Source organism: Hymenobacter sp. R533113 (genome assembly GCF_056835965.1).
Genome location: NZ_JAKWBD010000001.1, coordinates 276,304 through 298,739, shown reverse-complemented (window position 1 = coordinate 298,739; position 22,436 = coordinate 276,304). Strand labels below are relative to the sequence as shown.

20 protein-coding genes and 1 pseudogene are annotated in these 22,436 nt (G+C 58.4%); 13 read left to right on the top strand and 8 right to left on the bottom strand.

The annotated features are described in order from the left end of the window. Positions 1 to 57 precede the first annotated feature (57 nt). A complete protein-coding gene (locus tag MKZ35_RS01345) occupies positions 58 to 1,110 on the bottom strand; it encodes an efflux RND transporter periplasmic adaptor subunit (protein WP_482512244.1) in 1,053 nt (350 codons plus the stop codon). Here MKZ35_RS01345 and MKZ35_RS01340 point away from each other — a divergent pair. Then, positions 1,075 to 2,139, top strand: coding sequence for an IS701 family transposase (locus MKZ35_RS01340; protein ID WP_482511431.1), 1,065 nt, complete (start codon positions 1,075 to 1,077; stop codon positions 2,137 to 2,139). The two genes, MKZ35_RS01345 and MKZ35_RS01340, sit on opposite strands and share 36 nt — an antisense overlap. 604 nt (positions 2,140 to 2,743) lie before the next feature. Here MKZ35_RS01340 and MKZ35_RS01335 read toward each other — a convergent pair. Continuing rightward, positions 2,744 to 4,093: a sensor histidine kinase gene (locus MKZ35_RS01335; protein WP_482511430.1), complete on the bottom strand. Its 1,350-nt coding sequence runs from the start codon at positions 4,091 to 4,093 to the stop codon at positions 2,744 to 2,746. Positions 4,094 to 4,225: 132 nt separating this feature from the next. Then, entirely contained in the window at positions 4,226 to 4,897 is a 672-nt protein-coding gene (locus MKZ35_RS01330; protein WP_482511429.1) for a winged helix-turn-helix domain-containing protein, read from the bottom strand. A gap of 146 nt (positions 4,898 to 5,043) precedes the next feature. Here MKZ35_RS01330 and MKZ35_RS01325 point away from each other — a divergent pair, with 146 nt between their 5' ends. Together MKZ35_RS01325 and MKZ35_RS01320 are read left to right on the top strand one after the other, a co-directional pair. Beyond that, on the top strand, positions 5,044 to 6,240 hold the full coding sequence (locus tag MKZ35_RS01325) for a pyridoxal phosphate-dependent aminotransferase (RefSeq protein WP_482511428.1): 1,197 nt from the start codon (positions 5,044 to 5,046) through the stop codon (positions 6,238 to 6,240). 56 nt (positions 6,241 to 6,296) lie between these two features. Further along, complete coding sequence (locus tag MKZ35_RS01320) at positions 6,297 to 6,593, top strand: DUF3817 domain-containing protein (protein ID WP_482511427.1); 297 nt, start codon at positions 6,297 to 6,299, stop codon at positions 6,591 to 6,593. A 120-nt stretch (positions 6,594 to 6,713) separates the two neighbouring features. Here MKZ35_RS01320 and MKZ35_RS01315 read toward each other — a convergent pair whose 3' ends face one another. From MKZ35_RS01315 to MKZ35_RS01305, 3 genes are all read right to left on the bottom strand, one after another. Continuing rightward, positions 6,714 to 7,757, bottom strand: a complete 1,044-nt coding sequence (locus tag MKZ35_RS01315) for an NAD(P)-dependent alcohol dehydrogenase (protein WP_482511426.1) — start codon at positions 7,755 to 7,757, stop codon at positions 6,714 to 6,716. Positions 7,758 to 7,900: 143 nt separating this feature from the next. Beyond that, entirely contained in the window at positions 7,901 to 8,560 is a 660-nt protein-coding gene (locus MKZ35_RS01310; protein ID WP_482511425.1) for a DUF1990 domain-containing protein, read from the bottom strand. Next, positions 8,550 to 9,119: a DUF1990 family protein gene (locus tag MKZ35_RS01305; protein ID WP_482511424.1), complete on the bottom strand. Its 570-nt coding sequence runs from the start codon at positions 9,117 to 9,119 to the stop codon at positions 8,550 to 8,552. The genes MKZ35_RS01310 and MKZ35_RS01305 overlap by 11 nt, the downstream gene beginning before the upstream one ends. Positions 9,120 to 9,396: 277 nt before the next feature. Between MKZ35_RS01305 and nfi the strand changes: the two genes are divergently transcribed. After that, positions 9,397 to 10,074 (top strand): deoxyribonuclease V, encoded by a 678-nt coding sequence (nfi, locus tag MKZ35_RS01300; RefSeq protein WP_482511423.1) that lies wholly within the window; start codon positions 9,397 to 9,399, stop codon positions 10,072 to 10,074. A 259-nt stretch (positions 10,075 to 10,333) separates the two neighbouring features. On the opposite strand, the gene MKZ35_RS01295 is transcribed toward nfi, so the two are convergent. Together MKZ35_RS01295 and MKZ35_RS01290 are read right to left on the bottom strand one after the other, a co-directional pair. After that, positions 10,334 to 10,471, bottom strand: coding sequence for a hypothetical protein (locus tag MKZ35_RS01295; RefSeq protein ID WP_482511422.1), 138 nt, complete (start codon positions 10,469 to 10,471; stop codon positions 10,334 to 10,336). Positions 10,472 to 10,498: 27 nt separating this feature from the next. Beyond that, positions 10,499 to 11,236 (bottom strand): glutamate--tRNA ligase family protein, encoded by a 738-nt coding sequence (locus tag MKZ35_RS01290; RefSeq protein WP_482511421.1) that lies wholly within the window; start codon positions 11,234 to 11,236, stop codon positions 10,499 to 10,501. Positions 11,237 to 11,281: 45 nt separating this feature from the next. On the opposite strand from MKZ35_RS01290, the gene MKZ35_RS01285 reads away from it, so the two are divergent. The 9 genes and pseudogenes from MKZ35_RS01285 to MKZ35_RS01245 all read left to right on the top strand — a co-directional run bounded on the left by MKZ35_RS01285 (position 11,282) and on the right by MKZ35_RS01245 (position 22,221). Next, positions 11,282 to 11,611: a hypothetical protein gene (locus MKZ35_RS01285; protein WP_482511420.1), complete on the top strand. Its 330-nt coding sequence runs from the start codon at positions 11,282 to 11,284 to the stop codon at positions 11,609 to 11,611. Further along, the gene (locus MKZ35_RS01280; RefSeq protein ID WP_482511419.1) at positions 11,542 to 12,339 is read left to right on the top strand and encodes an MBL fold metallo-hydrolase; all 798 of its coding nucleotides are present in this window, start codon (positions 11,542 to 11,544) and stop codon (positions 12,337 to 12,339) included. Before MKZ35_RS01285 ends, MKZ35_RS01280 begins: the two co-directional genes overlap by 70 nt. 112 nt (positions 12,340 to 12,451) lie before the next feature. After that, positions 12,452 to 13,966: an OmpA family protein gene (locus MKZ35_RS01275; protein ID WP_482511418.1), complete on the top strand. Its 1,515-nt coding sequence runs from the start codon at positions 12,452 to 12,454 to the stop codon at positions 13,964 to 13,966. 466 nt (positions 13,967 to 14,432) lie between these two features. Continuing rightward, entirely contained in the window at positions 14,433 to 15,680 is a 1,248-nt protein-coding gene (locus tag MKZ35_RS01270; RefSeq protein WP_482511417.1) for an efflux RND transporter periplasmic adaptor subunit, read from the top strand. A gap of 6 nt (positions 15,681 to 15,686) precedes the next feature. After that, positions 15,687 to 17,171 (top strand): TolC family protein, encoded by a 1,485-nt coding sequence (locus MKZ35_RS01265; protein WP_482511416.1) that lies wholly within the window; start codon positions 15,687 to 15,689, stop codon positions 17,169 to 17,171. 266 nt (positions 17,172 to 17,437) lie between these two features. Further along, the gene (locus MKZ35_RS01260) at positions 17,438 to 18,106 is read left to right on the top strand and encodes an ABC transporter ATP-binding protein (protein ID WP_482512243.1); all 669 of its coding nucleotides are present in this window, start codon (positions 17,438 to 17,440) and stop codon (positions 18,104 to 18,106) included. Positions 18,107 to 18,232: 126 nt separating this feature from the next. Next, complete coding sequence (locus tag MKZ35_RS01255; protein ID WP_482511415.1) at positions 18,233 to 19,480, top strand: ABC transporter permease; 1,248 nt, start codon at positions 18,233 to 18,235, stop codon at positions 19,478 to 19,480. Then, the gene (locus MKZ35_RS01250) at positions 19,480 to 20,667 is read left to right on the top strand and encodes an ABC transporter permease (protein ID WP_482511414.1); all 1,188 of its coding nucleotides are present in this window, start codon (positions 19,480 to 19,482) and stop codon (positions 20,665 to 20,667) included. Before MKZ35_RS01255 ends, MKZ35_RS01250 begins: the two co-directional genes overlap by 1 nt. Positions 20,668 to 20,839: 172 nt before the next feature. Continuing rightward, positions 20,840 to 22,221: pseudogene (locus tag MKZ35_RS01245) on the top strand (sigma-54-dependent transcriptional regulator). Positions 22,222 to 22,436: the final 215 nt, after the last annotated feature.

Below are 22,436 nucleotides of genomic sequence, written 5' to 3'. Positions count from 1 at the left end.
ATGAGTTGTTAAGCCAACAGGCGGTCAGCCGGACGTTCTGGCTTGAGGCTTGATACCTTACTCGCTGTACACTTTCAGGTGGGCGATGACCGACTGCGGGTCTTTGTAGTCGTAGCTGATTTTATCGCCATCTTTTACTTTCCGCAATCCCTCCAGCAAAATCTTGTCGCCCGCGGATAGGCCCGACTTGATGGCATATAGGTCCGGCATTTCGGAGGCGAGGGTTACTTCCCGCTGGTGCACTACATTGTTCTTATCGACCACGAAGACGTATTTCTTTTCCAGAATTTCGAACGTGGTTTTCTGCGGAATAAGCAAGGTGTTTTTCAGCGGCACCGTCATGAGGATGCTGCCGGTTTCGCCGTTGCGTAGCAGCCCGTCGGGGTTGGGGAAAGTCGCCCGGAAGGCAATGTTGCCGGTTTCATTGTTGAAGTCGGCCTCAATGGTTTGCACTACGCCAGGGTGCTGGAAAACCTCGTTATTGGCCATCTTCAGCTTCACTTTCGTCGCGCTGTCGGTGGCTTTGACGCGGGTTTTATAAGCCAGGTATTCCGCTTCCGGCACGTTGTAGTAGACCCACATTCTACTATTATCGGAAAGCGTCGTCAGCAAATCACCCTCCGCGACCAGGCTCCCCAGCCGGCCCTCAAAATGGTCCATGATGCCGCTAAAAGGTGCTCTAACGGTGGTGAACTGTAAGTGCGTTTGGGCCAGTGACACATCGGCGTTGGCTTTATCGTACTTGGCCTGAGCCAGCGCCAACTCGCTCTTGGACACAATATTCTTGTCAGCCAGCTTCTTGGTGTTGTCGTATTCGAGTCCTATGTAGTTGGCTTCCGCCTGCGACTTTTTCAGCTCGGCCTGGTATATCGTTGGCTTAATCTGAAACATGAGCTGCCCCTGCTGGACGTGCTGCCCCTCGTCGACATAAATCTTTTCCAGGTAGCCTTTCTCCAGGGCCCGTAGCTCGATGTGCTGAATGGAATGAATCTGCGCCACGTACTCTTTGGTAACGGTCGTGTCTTTAACTGCTGTTACGCAGTCAGAGTCGGCTTCTGCCCGTTTACTACGCTTATGACGACTTGCACGCTGGACTTGTACACGGATTATTTGTTGAGTTCGACGGGTCCGACAACGGCCACGGGCTTGTCGCGCCTGGTAGACGGGGCCTTGAGCCACGACCAGATCACGCGCTGGCTGAGCAGCACCGCGTGGGGCTCGGCCGCTATTTGGCGAGCGGCCAAGCCGCTGATTCGCCAGGCCGAAGCCCAGCGTGGAGCCGAGGAATTTGCGGTGCTTATCGTCGACGATTCGATTCTGGAAAAGGCCCATACCGCTGCCAACGAGCTGATTTGCACCCACTGGGACCACAGCCAGCAGCGCTACGTGAAGGGCTTGAATTTCGTCAGCCTGCTCTACCAGGCCGGCGAGTTGGCCCTGCCGCTGGCCGTCGAGCTGGTGCGCAAAACGGTCCCGGTCTACCATGCCAAGACCCAGCAAACCAGCTATCAAAGTGCCTTTACCAAGAACGAGTACCTGCAGCAGATGCTGCGCGTGGCCCAGCAACAAGTGGCTTACCGCTACCTGCTGGCCGATACTTGGTATGCCTCGGCCGAGAACATGAGCTTGGTGCGAGCCCTGGGCCACCATTTCGTCTTTGCCCTCGAATCCTCCCGCACCGTGGCCCTGAGCGAAGCGGCACGGGCGCAAGGCCAGTTTCAGGCCGTGCAAACGCTGGTGTTTCCCGATACGCAGCCCCTGCGGGTCTATTTGCGGGCCGTCCAAGAGGCGGTGCTGGTGAGCAGGCACGTCTTGACAAACCAAGACGGCAGCCAGGGCGTGTTATATCTGGTCAGCAGCGACACCGACTTGAACCAGGCCCAGTTGACTGCGATTTACCAGAGACGGTGGAAAGTGGAAGAATATCATAAATCGCTCAAACAGAATGCCTCCATGGGCAAATCGCCCACCAAAACCCTGACCACGCAGGCCAATCATTTCTTCGCGGCCGTGCTGGCCTACACCAAGCTCGAGATACTCAAACTCAAGTGTGGGATGGGCCATTTTCGCCTCAAAGCCCAGCTCTACGCCGTGGGCCTCAAAGCCATGTACCACCAACTTGGCCTACTCCGTGCGTAACATCAGTCTTTAAGTAAAGCGCTGGTGACCAGAAGCTTAATTACTTCTTCCTTTTCCTTTTTTTCTGTCGAGCAGCTTGTGCCACCGTATAAGGCACATAAGCTCATAACGACGAGCATGAACGTTCTTTTCATAAAGACCTTAAGTACTCTGAGGGGTGATTGGTAATCCTAAAAGATGCTGGAGTATATAGGCTGCTTGCCTACAGGCTTTTGCCAGCTGGATTTCAAGGAAAAGTTCTATTAAAAAGGCATGGATAAACATTCTTTTTTTCGCCGAAAGAACTCGACCCGCCGGAAGCCATGCACGCCGGTATTGCCCGCAGCCCTGAAAAACGCTGAAATGAGGCTATCCCCTTGAGTTATTCCCCCTTAGTAAGCGTAAAGGTGCGGAGGCATGATTAACGTAGGATTGGAATGAAATTAGAATTTTCTAATGCAGAGTAGTTACCAGCAAAAGTCTGCTTTGGGTAACTGCCGCCAGGCCAAGGCTTTCCGCTTTTATCAGCGTCGAAATGGGGATCAGACAATTACTAAAGGTGCGAAAGTCGCTACCCCGGCCAAAAAGCCCCCCAGAGGCGGGAAATGCCGGTAACGGCCTTTTCTCACAGCCACAGCCGGAACTCCGTGCCCCCTCCGGCTACCGATTGGGCGGCCACGCCGCCACCGTGCAGCTCAGCGACTCGCTGCACCAGACTGAGTCCTATGCCGTTGCCGCTGATGCTGGCCCGTACGGCCTCGGCACGGTACAGCGGCTCGAAAATGTGCGGCAGAGCGTCGGGGGCGATGCCCACGCCGGTATCGCGCACGGTGTAGAGGCCGCCGCCAGGGCCAGGGGCCAGACTGGCGCGCACGGGCGAGCCGACGGGCGAGTATTTGCAGGCGTTATCGAGCAGGTTGATGAGGGCCAGGGTAAGCAGGTCGGGGTGGGCGCGGGCCTGGCAGTCTTCCACCGCGTCGGGCAGGTGCAGCTCGATGGGGGTAGCCGGGTAACGATGCTGCACCACCTGCACGGCATCGAGCAGAGGCTCGGCCAGCAGCACGGGCGCCAGGGGCAGGTCGGGGGCGGAGTTTTCCTGGCTTAGCTCAGCCAGCAGCAGCAGGTCGTTGGTAAGCGAGATGAGGCGGCGCACCTCCTCCGTAGCCGAGGCCAGAGTGGCGCGCAGGTCCTGGGGGCGCTCGTCGTAGGTCCGGGAGATGTCGAGCGTGCCCAGCAGATTGGCCAGAGGCGTACGCAGCTCGTGTGAGGCGTGCCACACGAAATTGCGGTTCCGGGCCACGGTATCGGCCAGGCGGGCGAGCAGGGCGTTGAACTGGGCCGCCAGGTGGGCCAGCTCGTCGCGCCCGTTGCCGGTAGAAAGCCGCTGGTCGAGGGTGCGGGAGGAAAGCGCCTGCATCTGCTGGCTTAGCTGCTGCACCGGACGCAGGGCGCGGCCCGCAAACAGGTTGGCCAGCACGACCACCAACGCCAAACCCAAGGCACTGGTAAGCAACAGATTGTTGCGCAAGCTCAGCAGCCCATCCTGGCCAAACCTGTCCTCGGCCGTTACCACTACCACGAACCGCTCGTTGCCGTCCTGGGCGTAGAGGGCTATTCCCTGAGCCGGCCCCTGGCTTAAAGAAAGCCGCCCGGCCTTGCGCACCCGCCGCAGAAAGTCGGGCGTGATACGCAGTCCGGGATTGGACCGGCTGGCATAAAGCAGCTCACTGCTATTGTTGTAGATAGCCTCGTACTGGTTTTGCTGGGTGAGCAGCAACAGGGCGTCGGTCGGCTCCAGGCGCTCGTGCCGGCGCACGAACACTTTTGCCGTGGCCTCCGCCTTGCGTAGCAGCAGCTGCTCGAACAGGCGGCGTTGGCTGGTGCGCTCAAAAAAGTACACCCCGCATGACATGGCCGCGACTAAAGCCAGCATCAGGCCGGCGAAGAAGAGCGTAAGGCGGGCGCGAATGGTCATGTAGTAGATGGTTGGCGGAAGCTGGGGGCAGTTGTCATTCCGAGCACCGCGAGGAATCTGAGTGAAACCAGTGAAAAAGCCCCCGGATTCCTCGCACTGCCCGGAATGACAACTGCCTAAGCAGATGGGAATTTATCCGCGCAATACATAGCCCATACCCACTACCGTATGGATGAGCTTGGGCGAAAAGTCTTTGTCAATCTTACGGCGCAGGTAGGTGATGTACACGTCGATAATATTGGTATTGGTATCGAACTTCAGCTCCCAGACTTTTTCCGCGATGTCCACCCGCGACACTACCTGGCCCTGATTCAGCAGCAGGTATTCGAGCAGGGCATACTCGCGGGCGGTAAGAGTGATGGGCCGGCCGGAGCGCTCCACGCGCTTGGTGGTCAGGTGCAGGGTGAGGTCGGCTAGGCCGAGGGTGCGGCCGGGGCCGGCATCGTGGTAGCGGCGGTAGAGGGCGCGGATGCGCAGAAGCAACTCCTGAAACTCGAAGGGCTTAACCAGGTAATCATCGGCGCCCGCGTCGTAGCCCTCGGTTTTGTGGGCAATGCCGCCCAGGGCGGTCAGCAGCAGAATAGCGGCTTGGGGCCGCTCGGCACGCAGGCGGCGGCACACTTCAAAGCCGTTGAGCTGGGGCAGGCTCACATCCAGAATCACCAGCTCGTAGTCGCCGTGCAGGGCCATGCTCAGGCCCAGCTGGCCGTCGAAGGCAGTATCGACCCAGTAGCCTTCCCCTTCCAGGCCTTTGCGAATGAATGAGCTAAGCTTGGCTTCGTCTTCTATCAATAAGATCTTCATGAAATAAACTAGCAGTTCGGGCGCGGAAGCGCAAAGGTAACCTGCCTGCCGGTGCCGCGTACCCGGTGTTTGAAATTGCAATAAGTCCAGCCGGTGTACACTAAAAACTTCAGCCATTTGCGGTGGCTTGCGCCTATCTTTCGCTTATGTTAGCAGTATCACAGCGCGGCCAAGCCATGCCGGTGTCGCCTTTTAGGAAGTTGTTGCCCCACGCCGAAGCGGCCCGGAAGCGCGGCCTTCAGGTGCATTACCTCAACATTGGGCAGCCCGATATAGAAACGCCGCCCGCGGTAATTGAGGCGGTACAGAAAGCCAACATCCGGGTGCTGGAATACAGCGCCAGCGCGGGCCACGAAAGCTACCGCCAGAAGCTGGCCGCCTACTATGAGCGTGCCGGCATCCACGTAACGGCCGACGAGATTATCGTAACGGCGGGTGGCTCGGAGGCTATTCTGTTTGCTATGCTGAGCTGCCTGAACCCCGGCGACGAGGTCATTATGTCGGAGCCTTTTTATGGCGCTTACACCGCTTTCAGCGTTGCTGCTGGCGTGCATATCGTGCCGGTTCTGGCTCACATTGAGAATGGCTTTGCGCTGCCGCCAATCGAGGAATTCGAGCGCGTTATTACGCCGCGCACCAAGGCTATTCTCATCTGCAACCCCAACAACCCGACGGGCCACGTGTACCGGCGCGAGGAGTTAGAGCAGCTACGCGACATTTGCCTGCGCCACCACCTATATCTGCTTTCGGATGAGGCTTATCGGGAATTCTGCTACGATTCGCCCTACGTGAGTGCCTTGCACTTGGCTGGCGTGGAGGAGCACGTGGTATTGCTGGATACTATTTCGAAGCGCTACAGTGCCTGCGGAGCCCGTTTGGGAGCTTTCATTACGAAAAACAAAGAGCTGTACGCCGTGGCCTTAAAGTTCGCGCAGATGCGGATAAGTCCGCCCGGCCTGGCGCAGCTATTAGGCGAGGCCGCCACCGATTTGCCCCCCACCTACTTCGACGCCACCAAAACGGAGTACCTGGCCCGCCGCGATCTGATGGTGCGCCGCCTGCGCGCTATGCCCGGCGTAGAGTGCCCCATGCCGGGCGGCGCCTTCTACGTGATGGCCCGCTTGCCCATCGACGACTGTGAAGCGTTCGGGCAATGGCTGCTGGAGTCGTTTTCGTACGAGAATCAAACGTTGATGATTACGCCGGCGGCCGGCTTTTACGCCACTCCCGGCCGGGGCCGCGACGAAGTACGCTTGGCCTACGTGCTCAACCTTGACACGCTAAATGCAGCTTTAACCTGCCTGGAGCAGGCCCTCGCCGTTTATCCGGGCCGGACGCTGTAACTCCTTACAGGCCAAGCTTGTTGTTAAGCCGTACTTTTGCCCCCCAAACACTTCTTATGCTCACGTTACTTTCCTCTACCCTCGGCCGCCTGCGCATCGTAGGCTTCCTGGAGGGTCTTTCTTTTCTGGTACTCCTCGGCATTGCTATGCCCCTGAAATACCTGGCCGGCCAGCCCGAAGCGGTGCGTATGGTAGGTATGGCCCACGGGGTATTGTTTGTGCTCTATGTGTTGCTGGTCATTATGGCGACTATCGAACTGAACTGGTCCTTTAAGAAAGCAGTGTTGGCTTTCATAGCTTCGGTAGTACCATTCGGCACTTTTTACGCCGATAAGAAGCTGTTTCGGGAGTAAAATAATTTAACTCTAGGCGATCATGCAGTTGAGCTTCTAGAGCAGAGTGCATTGCATCAAAACGCAACAAGAAAGGCCGTCATTGCTGACGGCCTTTCTTGTTGCGTTTTGCGAAGTTTATTACAGTGTCGCCATATCAATTACAAAACGATACTTCACGTCGCTTTTTACCATGCGGTCGTAGGCTTCGTTGATGTTGGCAATCGGAATCATTTCTATATCGGACATGATGTTGTGCTCGGCGCAGAAATCCAGCATTTCCTGGGTTTCGGCAATGCCCCCGATGAGCGAGCCGGCCAGGCGGCGGCGCTTGCTGATAAGGTTAAAGGCATTAACCTGGGGTGCTTCCGGCGGTACGCCGAGCAGCACCATGGTACCATCGAGGCGCAGGGTGGCCAGGTATAGGTTCAGGTCGAGGGGGGCGGACACGGTGTTGATGATGATGTCGAAGTAGTTCTGGATGCTTTTCATGGCTTCCTTATCCTTGGTCACCACGAATTTGTGAGCTCCCAGCGTCTTAGCGTCTTCTTCCTTATTGGGTGAGGTACTGAGCACCGTTACTTCAGCGCCCATAGCGGCGGCCAGTTTCACGGCCATGTGACCCAGGCCGCCGAGGCCCATTACACCCACCCGGTCGCCTTCTTTCACGTTCCACTGGCGCAGCGGCGAGTAAGTAGTAATGCCAGCACACAAAAGCGGCGCTACGCGCGCCAGATCCAGCTTGTCGGATACGCGCAGCACGAAGCCTTCATCGACTACTACCTGGTTTGAGTAGCCCCCATACGTTGGCTCCTGGGTTTTGTACTCGCGGCCGTTGTAGGTGCCGACAAAGCCGACTTCGCAGTACTGCTCCAGTTGCTGCTCGCAGCTAGAGCACGTGCGGCACGAATCGACCATACAGCCCACGCCGGCCAGGTCGCCGGCTTTAAAGTTTTTCACATGGTCGCCGACCTGCGTTACGCGGCCCACTATTTCGTGGCCGGGCACCATCGGGAAGATGGAGCCGCCCCACTCGTCGCGCACCTGGTGTACGTCGGAGTGACACACGCCACAGAACAGAATCTCAATTTGGACGTCGTGCGGGCCAACTTCGCGGCGCTCGAAGTTGAAGGGAGTCAGGGGCGCGTTGGCCTTCTCGGCCGCATAGCCTTTTACTTGGGTCATGGTGTTGGTTTTGGAGAGTTGTAGAAAGAGCGAAATGCAATAACCAACTGCTGAGCGGGAAGTTTAGCAGTTCGACTGCCTACTCCGGCCTGAGCAGTGTTTTACCTTTGATATCAACAGGTTATAAACAAATTGTGGAAAGCTTATGTAGCTACTGGCGAGGTTGCCAGCGCGGCCTCCACTTGCTCGCGCATCCGCCGCAGCGACTCACGGCCGAAGCGCCGCTGCAACATGCGCCCAAATAACTTAAAGCCCAACCAATAAAACGGGTTGCGAATGCGTCCCAGCTGTGAGTACGCATGAATACGAAACTCAACCTGGCCGGTTTGCAAATGCTTGTGGACAGTGAAGTTTATTTCACCACGCTCAAAGTGGCCTTCCAACGTGCGGTAGTTGTAGCCCCACACCTGCTCGGGACCGGTGTCGGTGGGGCGGGTTTCATCAAAAACGCCCCCCACGCGCACCCCAAACCAAAAAGAGAAGCCCAGAAACTGTCCGCGCAGCAACAGCGTGCGCTTTTCCAGCGGAGCGTCGGGCACGAAAATGCCGGTAATCAGGTCGGGCGGCGGGAAAGTGTAGTTGAGCAGTACTTGGCGCGCCGCCGCCCAGGAGCCGTGCTCGGCGGGTGCGCCGGGGGCTTCGGGGGGCAAATCGGTGGCGTAATCATCTACGTTCCAGCCGGTAGCGGTAGTGTACTCGTGGGCGCGCTCAGGGTCGAAGTTGTACTTAGCCCCGTTAAAGGCCGACAGGCGGTCGTGGTACCGCTCCCACAGCGGCGGCGCGGCGGCAGACTTAGGCCTCACGCTCCACCTCCGTTCCGGCCTCGTGCTGCTTCACCGTCTCCACCGAAACCGGGCCCAGCGGCAGCCCACCGCAGTAGTCGGCTACTCGCTCGCAGAACGTGCGCCAGGTATGCTCCTGTAATTTCTTGCCAATGCCCAGCGTGTCGTAGGTGAAGGCCACCAGACCGTCGCGGGAGCGCGCCCAGGAGTGAATCTCGAACTGTAAAGTATCCGGCAGCAGCGGGTGGGGGCGCAGAGAAAACCGGATGCGGCCGGCCTCGGGGTGGTTTTCAAGCGTAACCAGCTCGAAATAATCGGCTCCCATTTCTGTGACGCGCACGCTGCCGTTCCAGGGGCCCAGAATGCGAATCTTGAACTCGTCGCCTACGCCCAGACAGTGACCAGCACCTTTCGTTTTCTCGAAATCGGCCAGTAAATTGGGCGAAAAACGCTCCAGCTCGCAGGTAATGGTACGGAAAAGCTCGGCGGCCGAAAGGTTGGAGTGCTGGAAAGAAACCTGGTAGCAGCGCTCAAAAAACGGCCCGGAGCCGGTGCTGGCTGGTTGTTCGGCTTTGCTCATAGGAATTCGGGGCTAAGGCGTGCGTGGGTTTTGTTTAACGGAGGCGAGAAGGTAGAGTTGAATGTAAGCGAGGCGGCGGAGTGGTCCTACGACTCCAAAGTCGTAGGACCACTATCGTTGAACGACCCCACGCGTAGGCAGGCATCAGCAACGAAAGTGGTCCTACGACTCCAAAGTCGTAGGACCACGCCGTTCTGGCGTATTGGCTCAAACTTCTTTCAGCTTTTCGACAAACCGGCCGTAGAAGGAAAATTTGCCCCCCAGCCCCTCCCCTCGTATGTACCGCCCCTACCACCCGCCTGCCGACCCGCTTGTAGTCCGCGACCTGACCCAGCAGCAGGAAGAAATGCGCACCCACGTGCGAATAGAGCCGCTGGCCGCCGAGCCCACACTCATTGCCGGCTGCGACTCTTCCTTTCCAACGCCCGAAACCATCTTGTCGGTATTCGTGCTGCTGCGCTACCCGTCGCTGGAGCTGGTGGAGAAGGTTTATAGCGTGGGGGCCGTAACTATCCCGTATGTGCCCGGCTTTCTAGCTTTTCGCGAAGCACCCAACCTGCTGAAAGCCTACGAAAAGCTCCAGCAAAAGCCCGACGTGATTATGGTGGATGGGCACGGCATTGCGCACAAGCGCCGCATGGGCATTGCCGCTCACCTCGGCGTACTGCTCGATATGCCGACATTCGGCGTAGCCAAGAGCCTGCTTACCGGCAAGTTCGAAGAGCCAGCGTCCTCGGCCGGCAGTTTGTCGCCGCTGCTTGATAAAGGCGAGCTGATCGGCGAAGTATTGCGCACCAAAGACCGCGTGCTGCCCGTGTTTGTGAGCCCCGGTCACCGCTGCGACCAAGCTACTGCTACCCGCCTGGCTATAGCTTGTACGCGCGGCTACAAATTGCCAGAACCCACGCGCCTGGCGGATCATTGGGCGGAGCAGTTCAAGAAAGAGATTCGCTAAGCTTCCTTACTAGAGCGTCATGCAGAGCGTAGCGAAGCATCTCGCTCGCTTCGTTGCTCTATAAAAGGCGGTTATGCTCTATTGGCGTCAGCATGCGAGATGCTGGGCGCTGGGCGGCATTACGTTCTTGTGTTGGAGGGTTATTTAATTTTTGGGTACGTACTATGCTGCTTTTTGCTTTCTACCCCGAAATCGGCAAACGTCTGCTGCAAGACAGCCAGCGACTCACCGGCCGCTTTAGGCAGGGCCAGCAACTTCGCTACGGCGGCGTATACTGCTCGCGGCGAGCTGGCTGCACCCATGATTCCGCAGTCCAGAGGCTGCTGTTGGGACTTCGATAATTTTTGCCCCCCAGCACCGGAAAGCAGGGCGTGGTGTACGAACTGCGTTTGCGCAAAACCAGCCGTAGTTGACAGGTGAGAAGCTAAAAAAGCTGAGCGGCGGTGCTGGGCAATAAGTCCTCACCACGAACAATAAGTGTAGTCCCAAGGCGTAAGTCGTCGGCCAAGGAAGCTAGCTGATAGGCGGGTAATCCATTTTTTTTGCGCACCACAAAGTCGCCCACCGTGGCCGCCAGGTCTACCAGCAGGGTACCTTGCCACGCATCGACAACGGCAATGGGCGTGGCGGGCACACGCACGCGCCAGGCGGCGCCGGCCGTAGCAAATGTGGCCTGGCAGCTACTGCAGCCCGGTTCAGCCGCCATTGGGCTGGGGGGCAAATTGGTGGTGCGCGAGCAAGTGCAGGCATAGAGTAGCCCCGGCTTCAGGCGCAGCTCATCGAGCAGAGCCTGATACTCGGCCAGATGACGCAGCTGAGAATACCGCTGCTCAAACTCCACCGAATCGCGGGGACCGGTATCATAATCCAAGCCGAGCCAGCGGATCGTTTGGAAGATATTATCCAGGTAAGCCGGGCGCAGGCGGGCCCGGTCGAGGTCATCGATGCGCAGGTGCAGGATGCCGCCGGCCCGGCGCACGAGCAGCCAGGTGAGCACGAAGTTCACCGCGTTGCCCAGGTGCAGGTAGCCGCTGGGCGTAGGGGCCAAACGTCCGCGTACTGGTTCACTGAAACCTGAATCAGCCATGTTGGGGGGCAAATTACGCACGGGGGGCAAATTCACTAGCTGATCAGCGGCGAAGCATTTGGCTAAGCAAACCATTTGACGGGCAAGCCGGTAAAACGAGGAGCCTACTACTGCCTCCCTATGCTGCGTCGTTCTTTATTCTGGCTTTTGGGCCTGCTTGTACTGCTGAGCGCGGGTGGCCTTATGCTAGGCTGTTCCATCTCGGCGCCCAAATACCGCGGCCCCGTTCCTGATCATTTCAATGGCAAAACTTTCGAGAATGCTGGCGGCGTAAAGGCACAGGAAGGAATGGGGCCTCTGCTGAAATGGATGCTGAACCGCGACAAAGGCGAGTGGCCCGAACAGCTGAATTTGCCCCCGGACCCAAGCCACCCACCCGCGTGGGTCGTGGCCAAGTGCGCATTACCTTCGTCAATCATGGCACCTTTCTGCTCCAGTTTGATAGCCTGAACGTGCTGACCGACCCCATTTGGAGTGAGCGCACCAGCCCGTATCAGTGGATTGGCCCCAAACGCCTGCGCCCACCCGGCCTGCGCTTCGACGATTTGCCCCCCATCGATGCCATCGTCATCAGCCATAACCACTACGACCACCTCGACCTGAACACCCTGCGCCGCCTCGCCGCCCGCAACCAGCCGCGCATCTTCGTGGGGCTAGGCATTAAGGCGTTTTTGGACGAAGAAAAAATCGGCAACGTGACGGAGCTAGACTGGTGGCAAGCCTTGCCGCTCACCCCCACGGTGCAGCTCACGGCCGTACCCGCCCAGCACTTTTCCGGCCGCGGCCTGCGCGACCGCGACGCTACACTATGGGCGGGCTGGGTACTGGGCACCGCGCGCGGCAACATCTATTATGCCGGCGACACGGGCTACGGCGCGTTTTTTAAGCAAATCGGGCAGCGGCTGGGGCCGATTGAGTTGGCTATTCTGCCCATTGGCGCTTACCGGCCCGAGTGGTTTATGGCTCCTATTCACATCTCGCCCGCCCAGGCGGTGCAGGCTCAACAGGATTTGGGCGCCCGGCGCAGCATTGCCACCCACTTCGGCACCTTCCAGCTCGCCGACGATGGTCTGACCGAGCCCGTTACCGACTTACGCGAAGCACTACGCGCCAAAAACCTCCCGGACAGCGTGTTTCTGGTGCTACCCGAAGGCTCTGGCTGGAACATGAGACGGTAAATACCCGCTAAAAGTCGCTTTCATCTTAACAATAGAAAAGGCAGGAAACCCATTATCACTATTGATAGTATATAGCCTTAATTCAATAAATCTGTTTCATCTAATTATTCCTGTGAGGTTACTCCCTACTTTATCCAACCTGCTGCTTTCGGGCTTGGCGCTGCTGGCGGCGGCCCCCGAGGGTCACGCCCAAAGCGCGGACCGCAAGACCGGCATTAGCCTTTACGGCAGCACCCTGCAATACCACGGCGACCTGGGCTCGGAGTGGTTCAAGTCCAACAAGATCGAGTACGGCGGGGGCATCACCCTCTCGCGCTACCTCACGCCGGGCCTCGACATTGGCATAGCCGCCAACTACGGGGACATGAAGTTCTCCACCAAGGTGCTCAAAGGCATTGAGGATTTGCCCCCCGCTATCCGCCGCTTCGACGCAAACGTGACCACCATCGGGGTGCCCATCAAGTTTAAGCTCAACAACGGCTGGGCTTTGAAAGAGGACGCCGTATTTGCTCCCTACCTGAGCTTAGCGCCGGGCTTGATGATTGCCTCCTCCGACAAGTTCAGCAACGTGGGCGGCGGGGAGCAATTCCTGGGCAACCGTGACCATTACGCCGCTTACGTGCAAGGTAATGCCGGTATTGCTCTGAACTTCTCGCCTTCGTTCGGCATCTTCGTGCAGACGGGCCAGATTTATGCCGCTACCAACACGATTGACAACGTAGACAAAGGCGACCTGAATGACCGCTACCTGCAGCACTCGGCTGGTATCACTTACAACTTTGGCAAGCCCAAGGATGAGGATATGGATGGGGTAGCCGACCGCAAAGACAAGTGCCCCAGCACACCTAGTGGTGTAGCCGTGGATGCGAATGGCTGCCCACTCGACGGCGACGGCGACGGTGTTCCGGACTATCAGGATAAGTGCCCCACCGAGAAAGGCTTGGCTAACCTCGAAGGTTGCCCAGACCGCGATGGTGATGGCATTCGCGACGGCGACGATAAATGCCCCGACACGCCGGGCAAAGCCGAGTTGCAAGGCTGCCCCGACGCTGATAGCGACGGCGTAACCGACGCTGACGACAAGTGCCCCGATACGCCTGCCAACGTGAAAGTGGATGCCACGGGCTGTCCCCTCGACACCGACGGTGACGGCGTGCCTGACTTCCAAGACCGCTGCCCTAACTCGGCGGGCCCAGCGTCGAATAGAGGCTGCCCGGAGATTAAGGTTGAAACGAAAAAGCGCCTCGAAGCCGCCACCAAGTTCATTCAGTTTGAGTTGAACAAAGCGGTGCTTAAGCCTAGCTCCTACCCCACGCTCGAAGATTTGGCGAAAGTGCTCAACGAGTACCCCGACTATATCCTGAGCATTGCCGGCCACACCGACAGCCAGGGTAGCGACGCCTACAATCTGAAGCTTTCCGACGACCGCGCCGCCGCCGCCCGCACCTATATGCTGACAAAGGGCATTCCAGCCGAACGCATTCAGTCGCGCGGCTACGGCGAAACGAAGCCCATCACGACTAATGCTACCGCCGCCGGCCGCGCCCTCAACCGCCGCGTCGAGTTCGACCTCGTCTTGCCGGAAGAAGCCAACGACACGCCCAAGCCAGAAGGCGAGCAGAAATAGCCCCCCAGGCAACAGTAGCAGCTAAAAAAGCGGCAAGCCAATATGGCTTGCCGCTTTTTTGTTGTCAGAATATTTTTGGTTGTCAGAACGACCAGCTCCCCTCCTCATCTGAGGAGGGGACGCCGTGCCGAAGGCACGGCTGGGGTGGTTGAAGACGTTGCTGATGTTGTTTGGTTACTTAGCCATTGTTCAGCCGTTAAGCCCCTGATCCACGACCTTGATTACAGATTCAGGCAAACGGCGCGGACACCAAGACGCAAAATATTGCGTCTCTACATCGCTCTAGAAATATTGTCCATCGTTGTTCATTTCCATTTTCAATAATGAACACCCTGTCCAGGAATGGACACTTTTTTCAGTCTACCCAAACCAAATTTTATTGATAAATATCTAATTTATAATCACTTAGCGAATTGGCATAGCGCTTGGCTATCTAGGGAGGAAACTAACTACTTTCTACCCAAAAATGGACAGAGCTATTTCTCCCGCCACCCACCTTCAGCGCCGCCGTCGTACGTGGCTGCTGGCCGGCCTGGTAGTGCTGGGGTCCATTGCGGTGCTGGTTGCCTTCCGCAGCGTGCTAAAGCCGAGCATCAAGCGTCAGGATATTCTCACGGCAACGGCCGAAATCGGCGACCTGGAAGCTTCTCTCACGGCCACGGGTTTCGTGATTCCGGGTCGGGAAGCCGTTATTACCAGCCCTATTCAATCGACGGTGCGGCGGGTGGCGCTGGCGCCGGGCGCGGCCGTGCAGCCGGGGCAAACCATTCTGGAGCTGGACAAAGAGCTAACCAGCAGTGAGCTGGCCAAGCTCCAGGACGCCCAATTACAAAACCGCAACAAGAGCACCCAGCTCAACCTGACCCTGGAGCGCACCCTGAACGACCTGCAAAGCCAGGCGCAGGTGCAACAGGTGAAAATCCGCAGCCTGGAATCGACCTTGCGCGACGAGGAGCACTTGCTGAAGATAGGCAGCGGCACGGCTGAAAACGTGCGCCAGGCTGAGCTTAGCCTGCGCCTGGCCAAGCTGGAACTCCAGCGCCTGCAAGACCAGATTCGTAACCAGCGCCGCGCCAACGCCGCCGACGCCCGCGAGCTGGGTTTCACCATGCAGATTCAGGACCGCAGCATTACCGAATTGGCCCGCAAACTAGGCCAAGCCGACATCAGCGCCCAGCAGCCCGGCGTGCTGACCTGGGTGAATGAGGACATCGGCGCGACCGTAAACCAGGGCGACGTGCTGGCCCGGGTAGCTGACCTGAGCAGCTTCCGGGTGCGCGCTACTATTTCGGATGCCTACGCCGATGCTTTGCATGTTGGCGACCCAGTGGTAGTGCGGATAAATAACACCGACTTGCGCGGCACCATCAGCACCGTGAGTCCGGCCGCAGATAAGGGCGTGGTTACGTTTTATGCTAAGCTCGACGAGGACCATCACCCCGCTCTGCGCTCCAACCTGCGCGTGGATGTGTATGTGGTAACGAAGGCCCTGAAAGGTGTGGTGCGAGTCAAAAATGGCCCTTTCTACCAAGGTGGCAACGAGCAGGCTGTGTTTGTGGTGCAGGACTATAAAGCCGTGCGCCGCACCGTGCGCTTCGGCGACAGCAACTTCGACTTCGTGCAGATAACCGGAGGCCTGCGCCCCGGCGACGAAATCATCCTGACCGACACGAAAGATTTTATCGACACTCCCGAGCTAACCATAAAGCCCTAACGCGCCATGCTACGCTCTAAAATGCCCCCCAGAACCTTTTTCAACGGCGTACGGGTCGTTTGTATCGGCTGGCTGCTGGCCTTGGTATTGCCTGCTCAGGCCCAGCAGCCGCTGAGTTTGGCGGAAGTAATTGAGTTGGCGCTGGGAGAATCGGCCGTAGCCCAGCAGGCCCAGACCAGCCGCGAAACCAGCTACTGGCGGTGGCGCACGTACCGGGCCACCTTCATGCCCCAGCTTGGCTTACAGGGTGTTATCCCCGAATTCAGCCGCAATATTGCCCCAGTTGTTCAGCCCGATGGCACCACCGAGTTTCGGCCTGTGCGCAACAACAATTCCAACCTGGCCGTGACCCTGAGCCAGAACATTGGGCTCACTGGGGGGCAAATTTTCGTCAGCTCCGACGTGCAGCGCTTCGATGACTTCGACCGCGACCAGCGCCGCTACAATACCACGCCGGCTATTATCGGCCTTACCCAGCCCATTGGCGGCTACAACTCCCTGTACTGGGCGCGGCGCATCGAGCCCCTGCGCTACGAGGAATCGCAGCGGCAGTTTGTGGCTCAGCGCGAAAACATTGCCCAGCGCGTAACAGAGCTGTATTTCGATGTACTACAGCAGCAGGTAAACGCCGAAGTTGCCGGCCAGAACGTGCGAACCAATGAAGAGATGCTACGCACGGGCCGGGAGCGGTATCAGCTCGGCCGGCTTTCCCAGAATGACTTATTGCAGCTGGAAGTAAACGTGCTCACGGCCCGTCGCAACCAGGGACAAGCCGTGCTGGATGCGCAGAATGCGGCGCTGGAACTACAGAACTACACCAGCATCGGAGGCATGGCCGTGGCCCTGCTGGTGCCGCCGCCCCCGGCCCAACTAGTAGTAGCCCCCGAGCAGGCTCTGAGTCTGGCCCGCCAAAACCGCAGCGAAATGCTTACTTATCAGCGTCAGCTGTTGCAGGCCGATAGCAGTGTGGCCGGCGCCAAAGGCGCCACCGGCTTGCGCGCCAGCCTCACGGCCAACCTGGGCTACGTGAACCGCTCCGAAGGCTTCGTGGAGAGCTACCAGGACCCGCAGAGTCAGCAGCAGGTGCGCCTGGCTTTTTCCATGCCTTTGGTGGATTGGGGCCGGCAAAAGTCTATCATTAAAACGGCCGAGCTGACCCGTCAACAGATTCAGCGCAACGTGCAGCAAAACCAAGCGACCTTCGAGCAGACGGTCTTGGCCCAAGCTGCTCAGCTGAGTACCCTTAGCGAGCAGCTAGCCCTGGCCGCCCGCGCCGATACGCTGGCCCAGCGCCGCTACGCCATTGCCCGCGCTACCTACCAGGTCGGCCGCTATAGCCTCACCGATCTGAACATTGCCTTAGCCGAAAAAGACCAAGCCAAACGCGCCTACATTCTGGCCCTGCGCGACGGTTGGGTTGCTTACTACCGCCTCCGCGCCCTCACCCTTTACGACTTCGAACGCCAACGCCCGCTAATTGCCAGCAAGTAATAATTCTTCCCCAGAACGTGTCATGCTTAATCTGAATATCACTGCAACGAAGCGGGAGAGATGCTTCGGCAAGCGGACGCCAGATTAAGCATGACGTTCTTTTCTAACAACGCCTTACTACCGCGAGCGAGATGCTTCGCTCCGCTCTGCATGACGTTCTACTTTTTGACTCACTCATCTTCCGATATTTTCTCCTTGCCATGAACTCCGCCACAACTCAGCCTCGCCCCACTTCCTCATCGTCCCTTCTTGCTACCGTGCCGCCCATGATTAAGCTCACCAACATCGAGAAAGTATATCAGACCAAAACCATTGAAACGGTGGCGCTGAACCGTGTAAACCTAAGCATCAACAAAGGCGAGTTCGTGTCGGTAATGGGACCGTCGGGCTGCGGCAAATCGACGCTGCTCAGTATCATTGGGCTGCTGGATGAGCCTACGGGGGGCATTTTGGAGCTGGATGGGCGCGCCGTGAAGTCGTATTCCGATAAGGAGCTGGCGCATCTGCGCAACCAGAAAATCGGCTTCGTCTTTCAGAGCTATCATCTGATCAATGACCTCTCGGTGCTGGATAATGTGGAACTACCCCTGCTCTACCGCGCCGGTGTGGGGGGCAAAGAGCGGCGGCAGCGCGCCCATGAAGCACTCGACAAAGTGGGACTGAGTGCTCGTACTACGCACTTTCCCAGCCAGCTTTCCGGTGGGCAGCGCCAGCGCGTCGCCATTGCCCGCGCCCTGGCCGGCCGGCCCGAAATTATCCTCGCCGACGAGCCCACCGGCAACCTCGACTCGGTGATGGGCGAGGAAATCATGGACCTGCTCCTGACCCTGAACCGCGAGGAAGGCACCACCATCGTGATGGTGACCCACGACGAGCATCAGGCCCTGAAAACGGAGCGCCTCATTCGCTTTTTTGATGGTAGCCAAGTGGCCTGAACGTCATGCAGAGCAAAGCGAAGCATCTCGCCCTCTTCATTGGATTACTAATCAGCCGTCAGCGGGCGAGATGCTTCGCTTCGCTCTGCATGACGTTCTAATAAAGTCTGAAACCCCCAAATATTCATGCTTCTTAGCTATCTAAAAATTGCCTGGAAAGTGCTCTTGCGGCGCAAGTTCTTCACTTTTATCAGCCTGTTTGGCATCAGCTTTACGCTGATGATTCTACTGGTGGTGTACGCCATGTACGACTATACGATGGGACCGCACACGCCGGAAAAGCGGGTAGATCGGCTGCTGTTCATCACCAAGCTGGAGCTGTGGTCGGACCATAGCCAGAGCAATTCCGGGGCTAGCTACTCTTTTCTGGACCGCTACGTGCGGCCGCTGCGTACGCCCGAAAAAGTGTCTATCGCCACCGATGGTGGCTCGCTGGTGGCCTACGTGGGCAATCAGAAGCTGAAGCTGGACACCAAATCGACGGATGGCGAATTCTGGCAGGTGCTGGACTTTGACTTCATTGCCGGCCGGCCATATACCGTGCGCGAGGTACGGGAAGGAGCTTACGTAGCCGTTATCAATGAGAGCACCAGCCGGCGCTACTTTGGCACGACGCAAGGCGTAATAGGCCGCTTCCTTGAAGCCGATGCTCTGCGCTTTCGGGTGGTGGGCATCGTGCGCGACGTGCCGGCTTCCCGGATGCTTTCCACCGCTGACCTCTGGAAACCGATTACCGTGAGTACGGTTGACCTGCGCGACCCCAGCTACCTGGGGCCGTGCATGGCCATTCTGCTGGCCCGCGATGCGGCCGACCTGCCCGCTATTCAACAAGAGTTCCGCCAGGTAGTAAGCCGAGTGCCCGTACCCGATCCGAAGGACTATACGGAGGTGCGCGTGTACGCCGAACCGATACTGGGCAACCTCCTGACGCGGGAGCTTTTCCAGGCAACGGGCCCGGACAATGGCACAAGCCGGTTCGTGGCCCTGGCATTCGGACTTAGCTTATTATTCATGCTGCTGCCAGCCCTGAACCTGGTTAATCTGAATGTGAGCCGGATGCTGGAGCGCAGCTCCGAAATCGGCGTCCGCAAGGCTTTTGGGGCTACCAGCGGGGTGCTGGTGGGGCAATTTTTGGTCGAGAACATCTTTCTGACTCTGCTGGGCGGTCTGCTCGGGCTCGGACTGGCCGCCGGGGTGCTGCATCTGCTCAACGGCAGCGAATTTATTCCCTACGCCCATTTCACGCTCAGCGGGCGGGTGTTTGGGGCGGCGCTGGGGGTGGCCGTGTTTTTTGGAATGCTGTCGGGCGTGTACCCGGCTTATAAGATGTCGAAACTACAAGCCGTGCAGGCCCTGAAAGGAGGAACCAACTAATGCTACGCCATTTATTTACGCTGATCTGGAACCGCAAGCGGGCCAACTTTTTATTAATCACCGAAATATTCTTCGCCTTCGTGATCTTGTTCGTGGTGGGCAGCACTCTGGTCTACAACCAGCAGAATTACCGTACGCTGCTGGGCTTCGATTACGAGCAGGTGTGGCAGGTTGACCTAGATCCCGGAATGCAGCCCCGAGGCCAGCGGGCCGCCACGCAGCGTCAGGTTATTCAGCGTCTGAAGTCGCTGCCTGGGGTGCGTTTCGTGGCACGCAGCAGCTCGAACACGCCCTTTTCGGGCAATAGTACCCGGAGCGATTTGCGCCGCACCAAAGAAAGCGGTGGCGCTTACGTGAACGGCAATTTTTACTACATGGAAGATGCTATGCGCGACGTACTGGCCCCGCATCTTATCGAAGGCCGTTGGTTTGATAAGCGCGACGACGCCTCGACGCGGCAGCCTGTCATTATTACCCAGGAAACCAGAGAGAAACTATTTCCGGGGGAATCACCCTTAGGCAAAATCATTACTGGTAGCGACCAGGAAATGCAGGTAGTGGGCGTGGCAGGCACCTATCGCGCCAGCGGCGATTTAAGCGAGCCGCGAGCGGCTGCTTTTCTGCGCGTCAGTCCTCAGGATACATCCTTTGAGCACTTGGAAACCCTGCTGGTGCGAGTGCAGCCAGGAGCCGGTGCCGCGCTGGAAAAGCGCATGACCACCGAGATTTTGGCCATTGGCAAGGGCTGGTCTAGCAATATTACGCCACTGGCGGAGCAGCGGGCCGCCCAGCTGAAGCGAATAGTGACGCCGCTGGTGGCGCTGGTAGTGGTGTGCGTGTTTCTGATTATCAACGTAGCCCTGGGCCTGTTCGGTGTGCTGTGGCAAACCATCAACCAGCGCCGCGCCGAAATTGGGTTGCGCCGGGCGCTGGGGGCCACCGGCCCGGCCATTAGCACGCAGATCGTGGGCGAGATTCTGGTTGTCAGCACCTTTGGGCTGGCGCTTGGGTTGCTGGTGGCGGCGCAGTTTCCGCTGCTGGGCGTGCTGGGCGTCAAGACCAACGTGTACCTGACGGCCATGCTGCTGGCCACGGCGCTTATTTATGCCCTCACGGCCGTTTGCGCCCTGTATCCGAGCTGGCTGGCAGCGGGGATACAGCCGGCCGTGGCCCTGCGGGAAGAGTAGGTGCCTCAACCCCTAGCCCCTTCTCCAGGGGGAGAAGGGGGACTAGCTTGTAGCTGTTCTAGACTGCTAGCTCATTTCTAGTATTCAATTTTTAGAGCTAGTTCCCCTTCTCCCCCCTGGAGAAGGGGCTAGGGGTTGAGGCCTCGTTGAACCCACTCCTTACCTTCACTCCATGATTCTGATAATTGACGACGATGTGGCGGTGCGCACCTCCCTGGGGTTGCTGCTGAAGCAGGCCGGCTACCAAGCTAAAGGCGTAGCCACGCCCACCGACGCGCTGCAAGTCCTCCAGGAAGCTCCACCTCAGCTTATGCTCATGGATATGAACTTCTCGCTCGACACCAGCGGGCAGGATGGGCTGGCGCTGCTGGGGCAAGTGAAGAAAATTGCCCCCCAGGTGCCGGTTATTCTTATCACCGGCTGGGGTTCTATCACCTTGGCCGTGGAAGGCATCAAGGCCGGAGCGGCTGAGTTCGTGACGAAGCCCTGGAACAACGACGCCCTGCTCCAGACGATTCGCACTATTTTGAGTCTGCAGGAAGCCACGGCCAAAGATGATACCCTAAGCCGCCGGGAGCTGGACAAGCGCTACAACTTCGGCAACATCGTGGGCCACGACCCGCAGCTGCTGCATCTGCTGCGTAGCGTGGGCCAGGTGGCCGCCACCGATGCTTCCGTGCTCATTGAGGGCGAAAGCGGCACGGGCAAGGAGCTGATTGCCGAAGCCATTCACCAGAACAGCCACCGCCGCGACAAGCCCTTCGTGAAAGTGAATCTGGGGGGCATTTCGGCGTCGTTGTTTGAGAGCGAGATGTTCGGGCACCGCCGGGGGCTTTTACCGACGCCAAAGCCGACCGCGTGGGCCGTTTCGAGCTGGCCAACAAGGGCACCATCTTCCTGGACGAAATCGGCGAGCTGGACCTGAGCAGTCAGGTAAAGCTGTTGCGCGTACTCCAGGACCGCACCTACGAAGTGCTCGGCGACAGCCGCCCCCGCACCCTCGATATCCGCGTACTCTGCGCTACCAACCGCAACCTGGCCGAGCTGGTGCGCGAAGGCCGATTCCGCGAGGATCTTTTCTACCGCATCAACCTCATCACCGTACGCCTACCCGCCCTGCGCGAGCGCCCCGATGATATTCCGCTGCTGGTCAATTTCTTCGTCCAAAATCTACGCACTACCTACCACCGGCCGGCCCTGCGCATCAGTACCGCCGCCCTGCACTGGCTGCGCGGGCTGCCTTTAGCGGGCAATATTCGGGAGCTGAAAAACCTGGTGGAGCGGGCCGTGCTGGTCAGCGGCAAAGACGAGCTGGGGCCCGAAGACTTCCAGGCTCACTTCCAAAAAATGCCCCCCAGAAGCGCAGAAATCACCGATTTGCCCCCCGTCGGCACCATGACCCTCGACGAGCTGGAATCGCAGATGATCCGCAAGTCGATGGAGCACTACAGCGGCAACGTGAGCCGTGTAGCCAAAGCCCTGGGCCTCAGCCGCGGGGCCCTATATCGGCGCCTGGAGAAATTCGGCATTCCATATGACGCGGCGGAGAAATAGGTGGTTAGAACGAAGCTCCCCTCCTCTGATGAGGAGGGGATGTCGAAGCAAAGCTGAGACGGGGGTGGTTGTGGGCGTTGTTTAGTTGTTTAAAGAAACGTCATGCAGCGCAGCGCGAAGCATCTCGCGTGCTGATGCTGGATTACTAATCTTGGCACCGCGAGCGAGATGCTTCGGCATGACCGCCTCTTCTATCGTTCACACTAAACAACCAA

Excerpts from the sequence above, each read along its gene's own strand:
- MKZ35_RS01340 (WP_482511431.1), top strand. The coding sequence starts at position 1,075 with ATGACGACTTGCACGCTGGACTTGTACACGGATTATTTGTTGAGTTCG.
- MKZ35_RS01335 (WP_482511430.1), bottom strand. The coding sequence starts at position 4,093 with ATGACCATTCGCGCCCGCCTTACGCTCTTCTTCGCCGGCCTGATGCTG.
- MKZ35_RS01330 (WP_482511429.1), bottom strand. The coding sequence starts at position 4,897 with ATGAAGATCTTATTGATAGAAGACGAAGCCAAGCTTAGCTCATTCATT.
- MKZ35_RS01325 (WP_482511428.1), top strand. The coding sequence starts at position 5,044 with ATGTTAGCAGTATCACAGCGCGGCCAAGCCATGCCGGTGTCGCCTTTT.
- MKZ35_RS01320 (WP_482511427.1), top strand. The coding sequence starts at position 6,297 with ATGCTCACGTTACTTTCCTCTACCCTCGGCCGCCTGCGCATCGTAGGC.
- MKZ35_RS01315 (WP_482511426.1), bottom strand. The coding sequence starts at position 7,757 with ATGACCCAAGTAAAAGGCTATGCGGCCGAGAAGGCCAACGCGCCCCTG.
- MKZ35_RS01305 (WP_482511424.1), bottom strand. The coding sequence starts at position 9,119 with ATGAGCAAAGCCGAACAACCAGCCAGCACCGGCTCCGGGCCGTTTTTT.
- nfi (WP_482511423.1), top strand. The coding sequence starts at position 9,397 with ATGTACCGCCCCTACCACCCGCCTGCCGACCCGCTTGTAGTCCGCGAC.
- MKZ35_RS01290 (WP_482511421.1), bottom strand. The coding sequence starts at position 11,236 with ATGGTTTGCTTAGCCAAATGCTTCGCCGCTGATCAGCTAGTGAATTTG.
- MKZ35_RS01285 (WP_482511420.1), top strand. The coding sequence starts at position 11,282 with ATGCTGCGTCGTTCTTTATTCTGGCTTTTGGGCCTGCTTGTACTGCTG.
- MKZ35_RS01270 (WP_482511417.1), top strand. The coding sequence starts at position 14,433 with ATGGACAGAGCTATTTCTCCCGCCACCCACCTTCAGCGCCGCCGTCGT.
- MKZ35_RS01265 (WP_482511416.1), top strand. The coding sequence starts at position 15,687 with ATGCTACGCTCTAAAATGCCCCCCAGAACCTTTTTCAACGGCGTACGG.
- MKZ35_RS01260 (WP_482512243.1), top strand. The coding sequence starts at position 17,438 with ATGATTAAGCTCACCAACATCGAGAAAGTATATCAGACCAAAACCATT.
- MKZ35_RS01255 (WP_482511415.1), top strand. The coding sequence starts at position 18,233 with ATGCTTCTTAGCTATCTAAAAATTGCCTGGAAAGTGCTCTTGCGGCGC.
- MKZ35_RS01250 (WP_482511414.1), top strand. The coding sequence starts at position 19,480 with ATGCTACGCCATTTATTTACGCTGATCTGGAACCGCAAGCGGGCCAAC.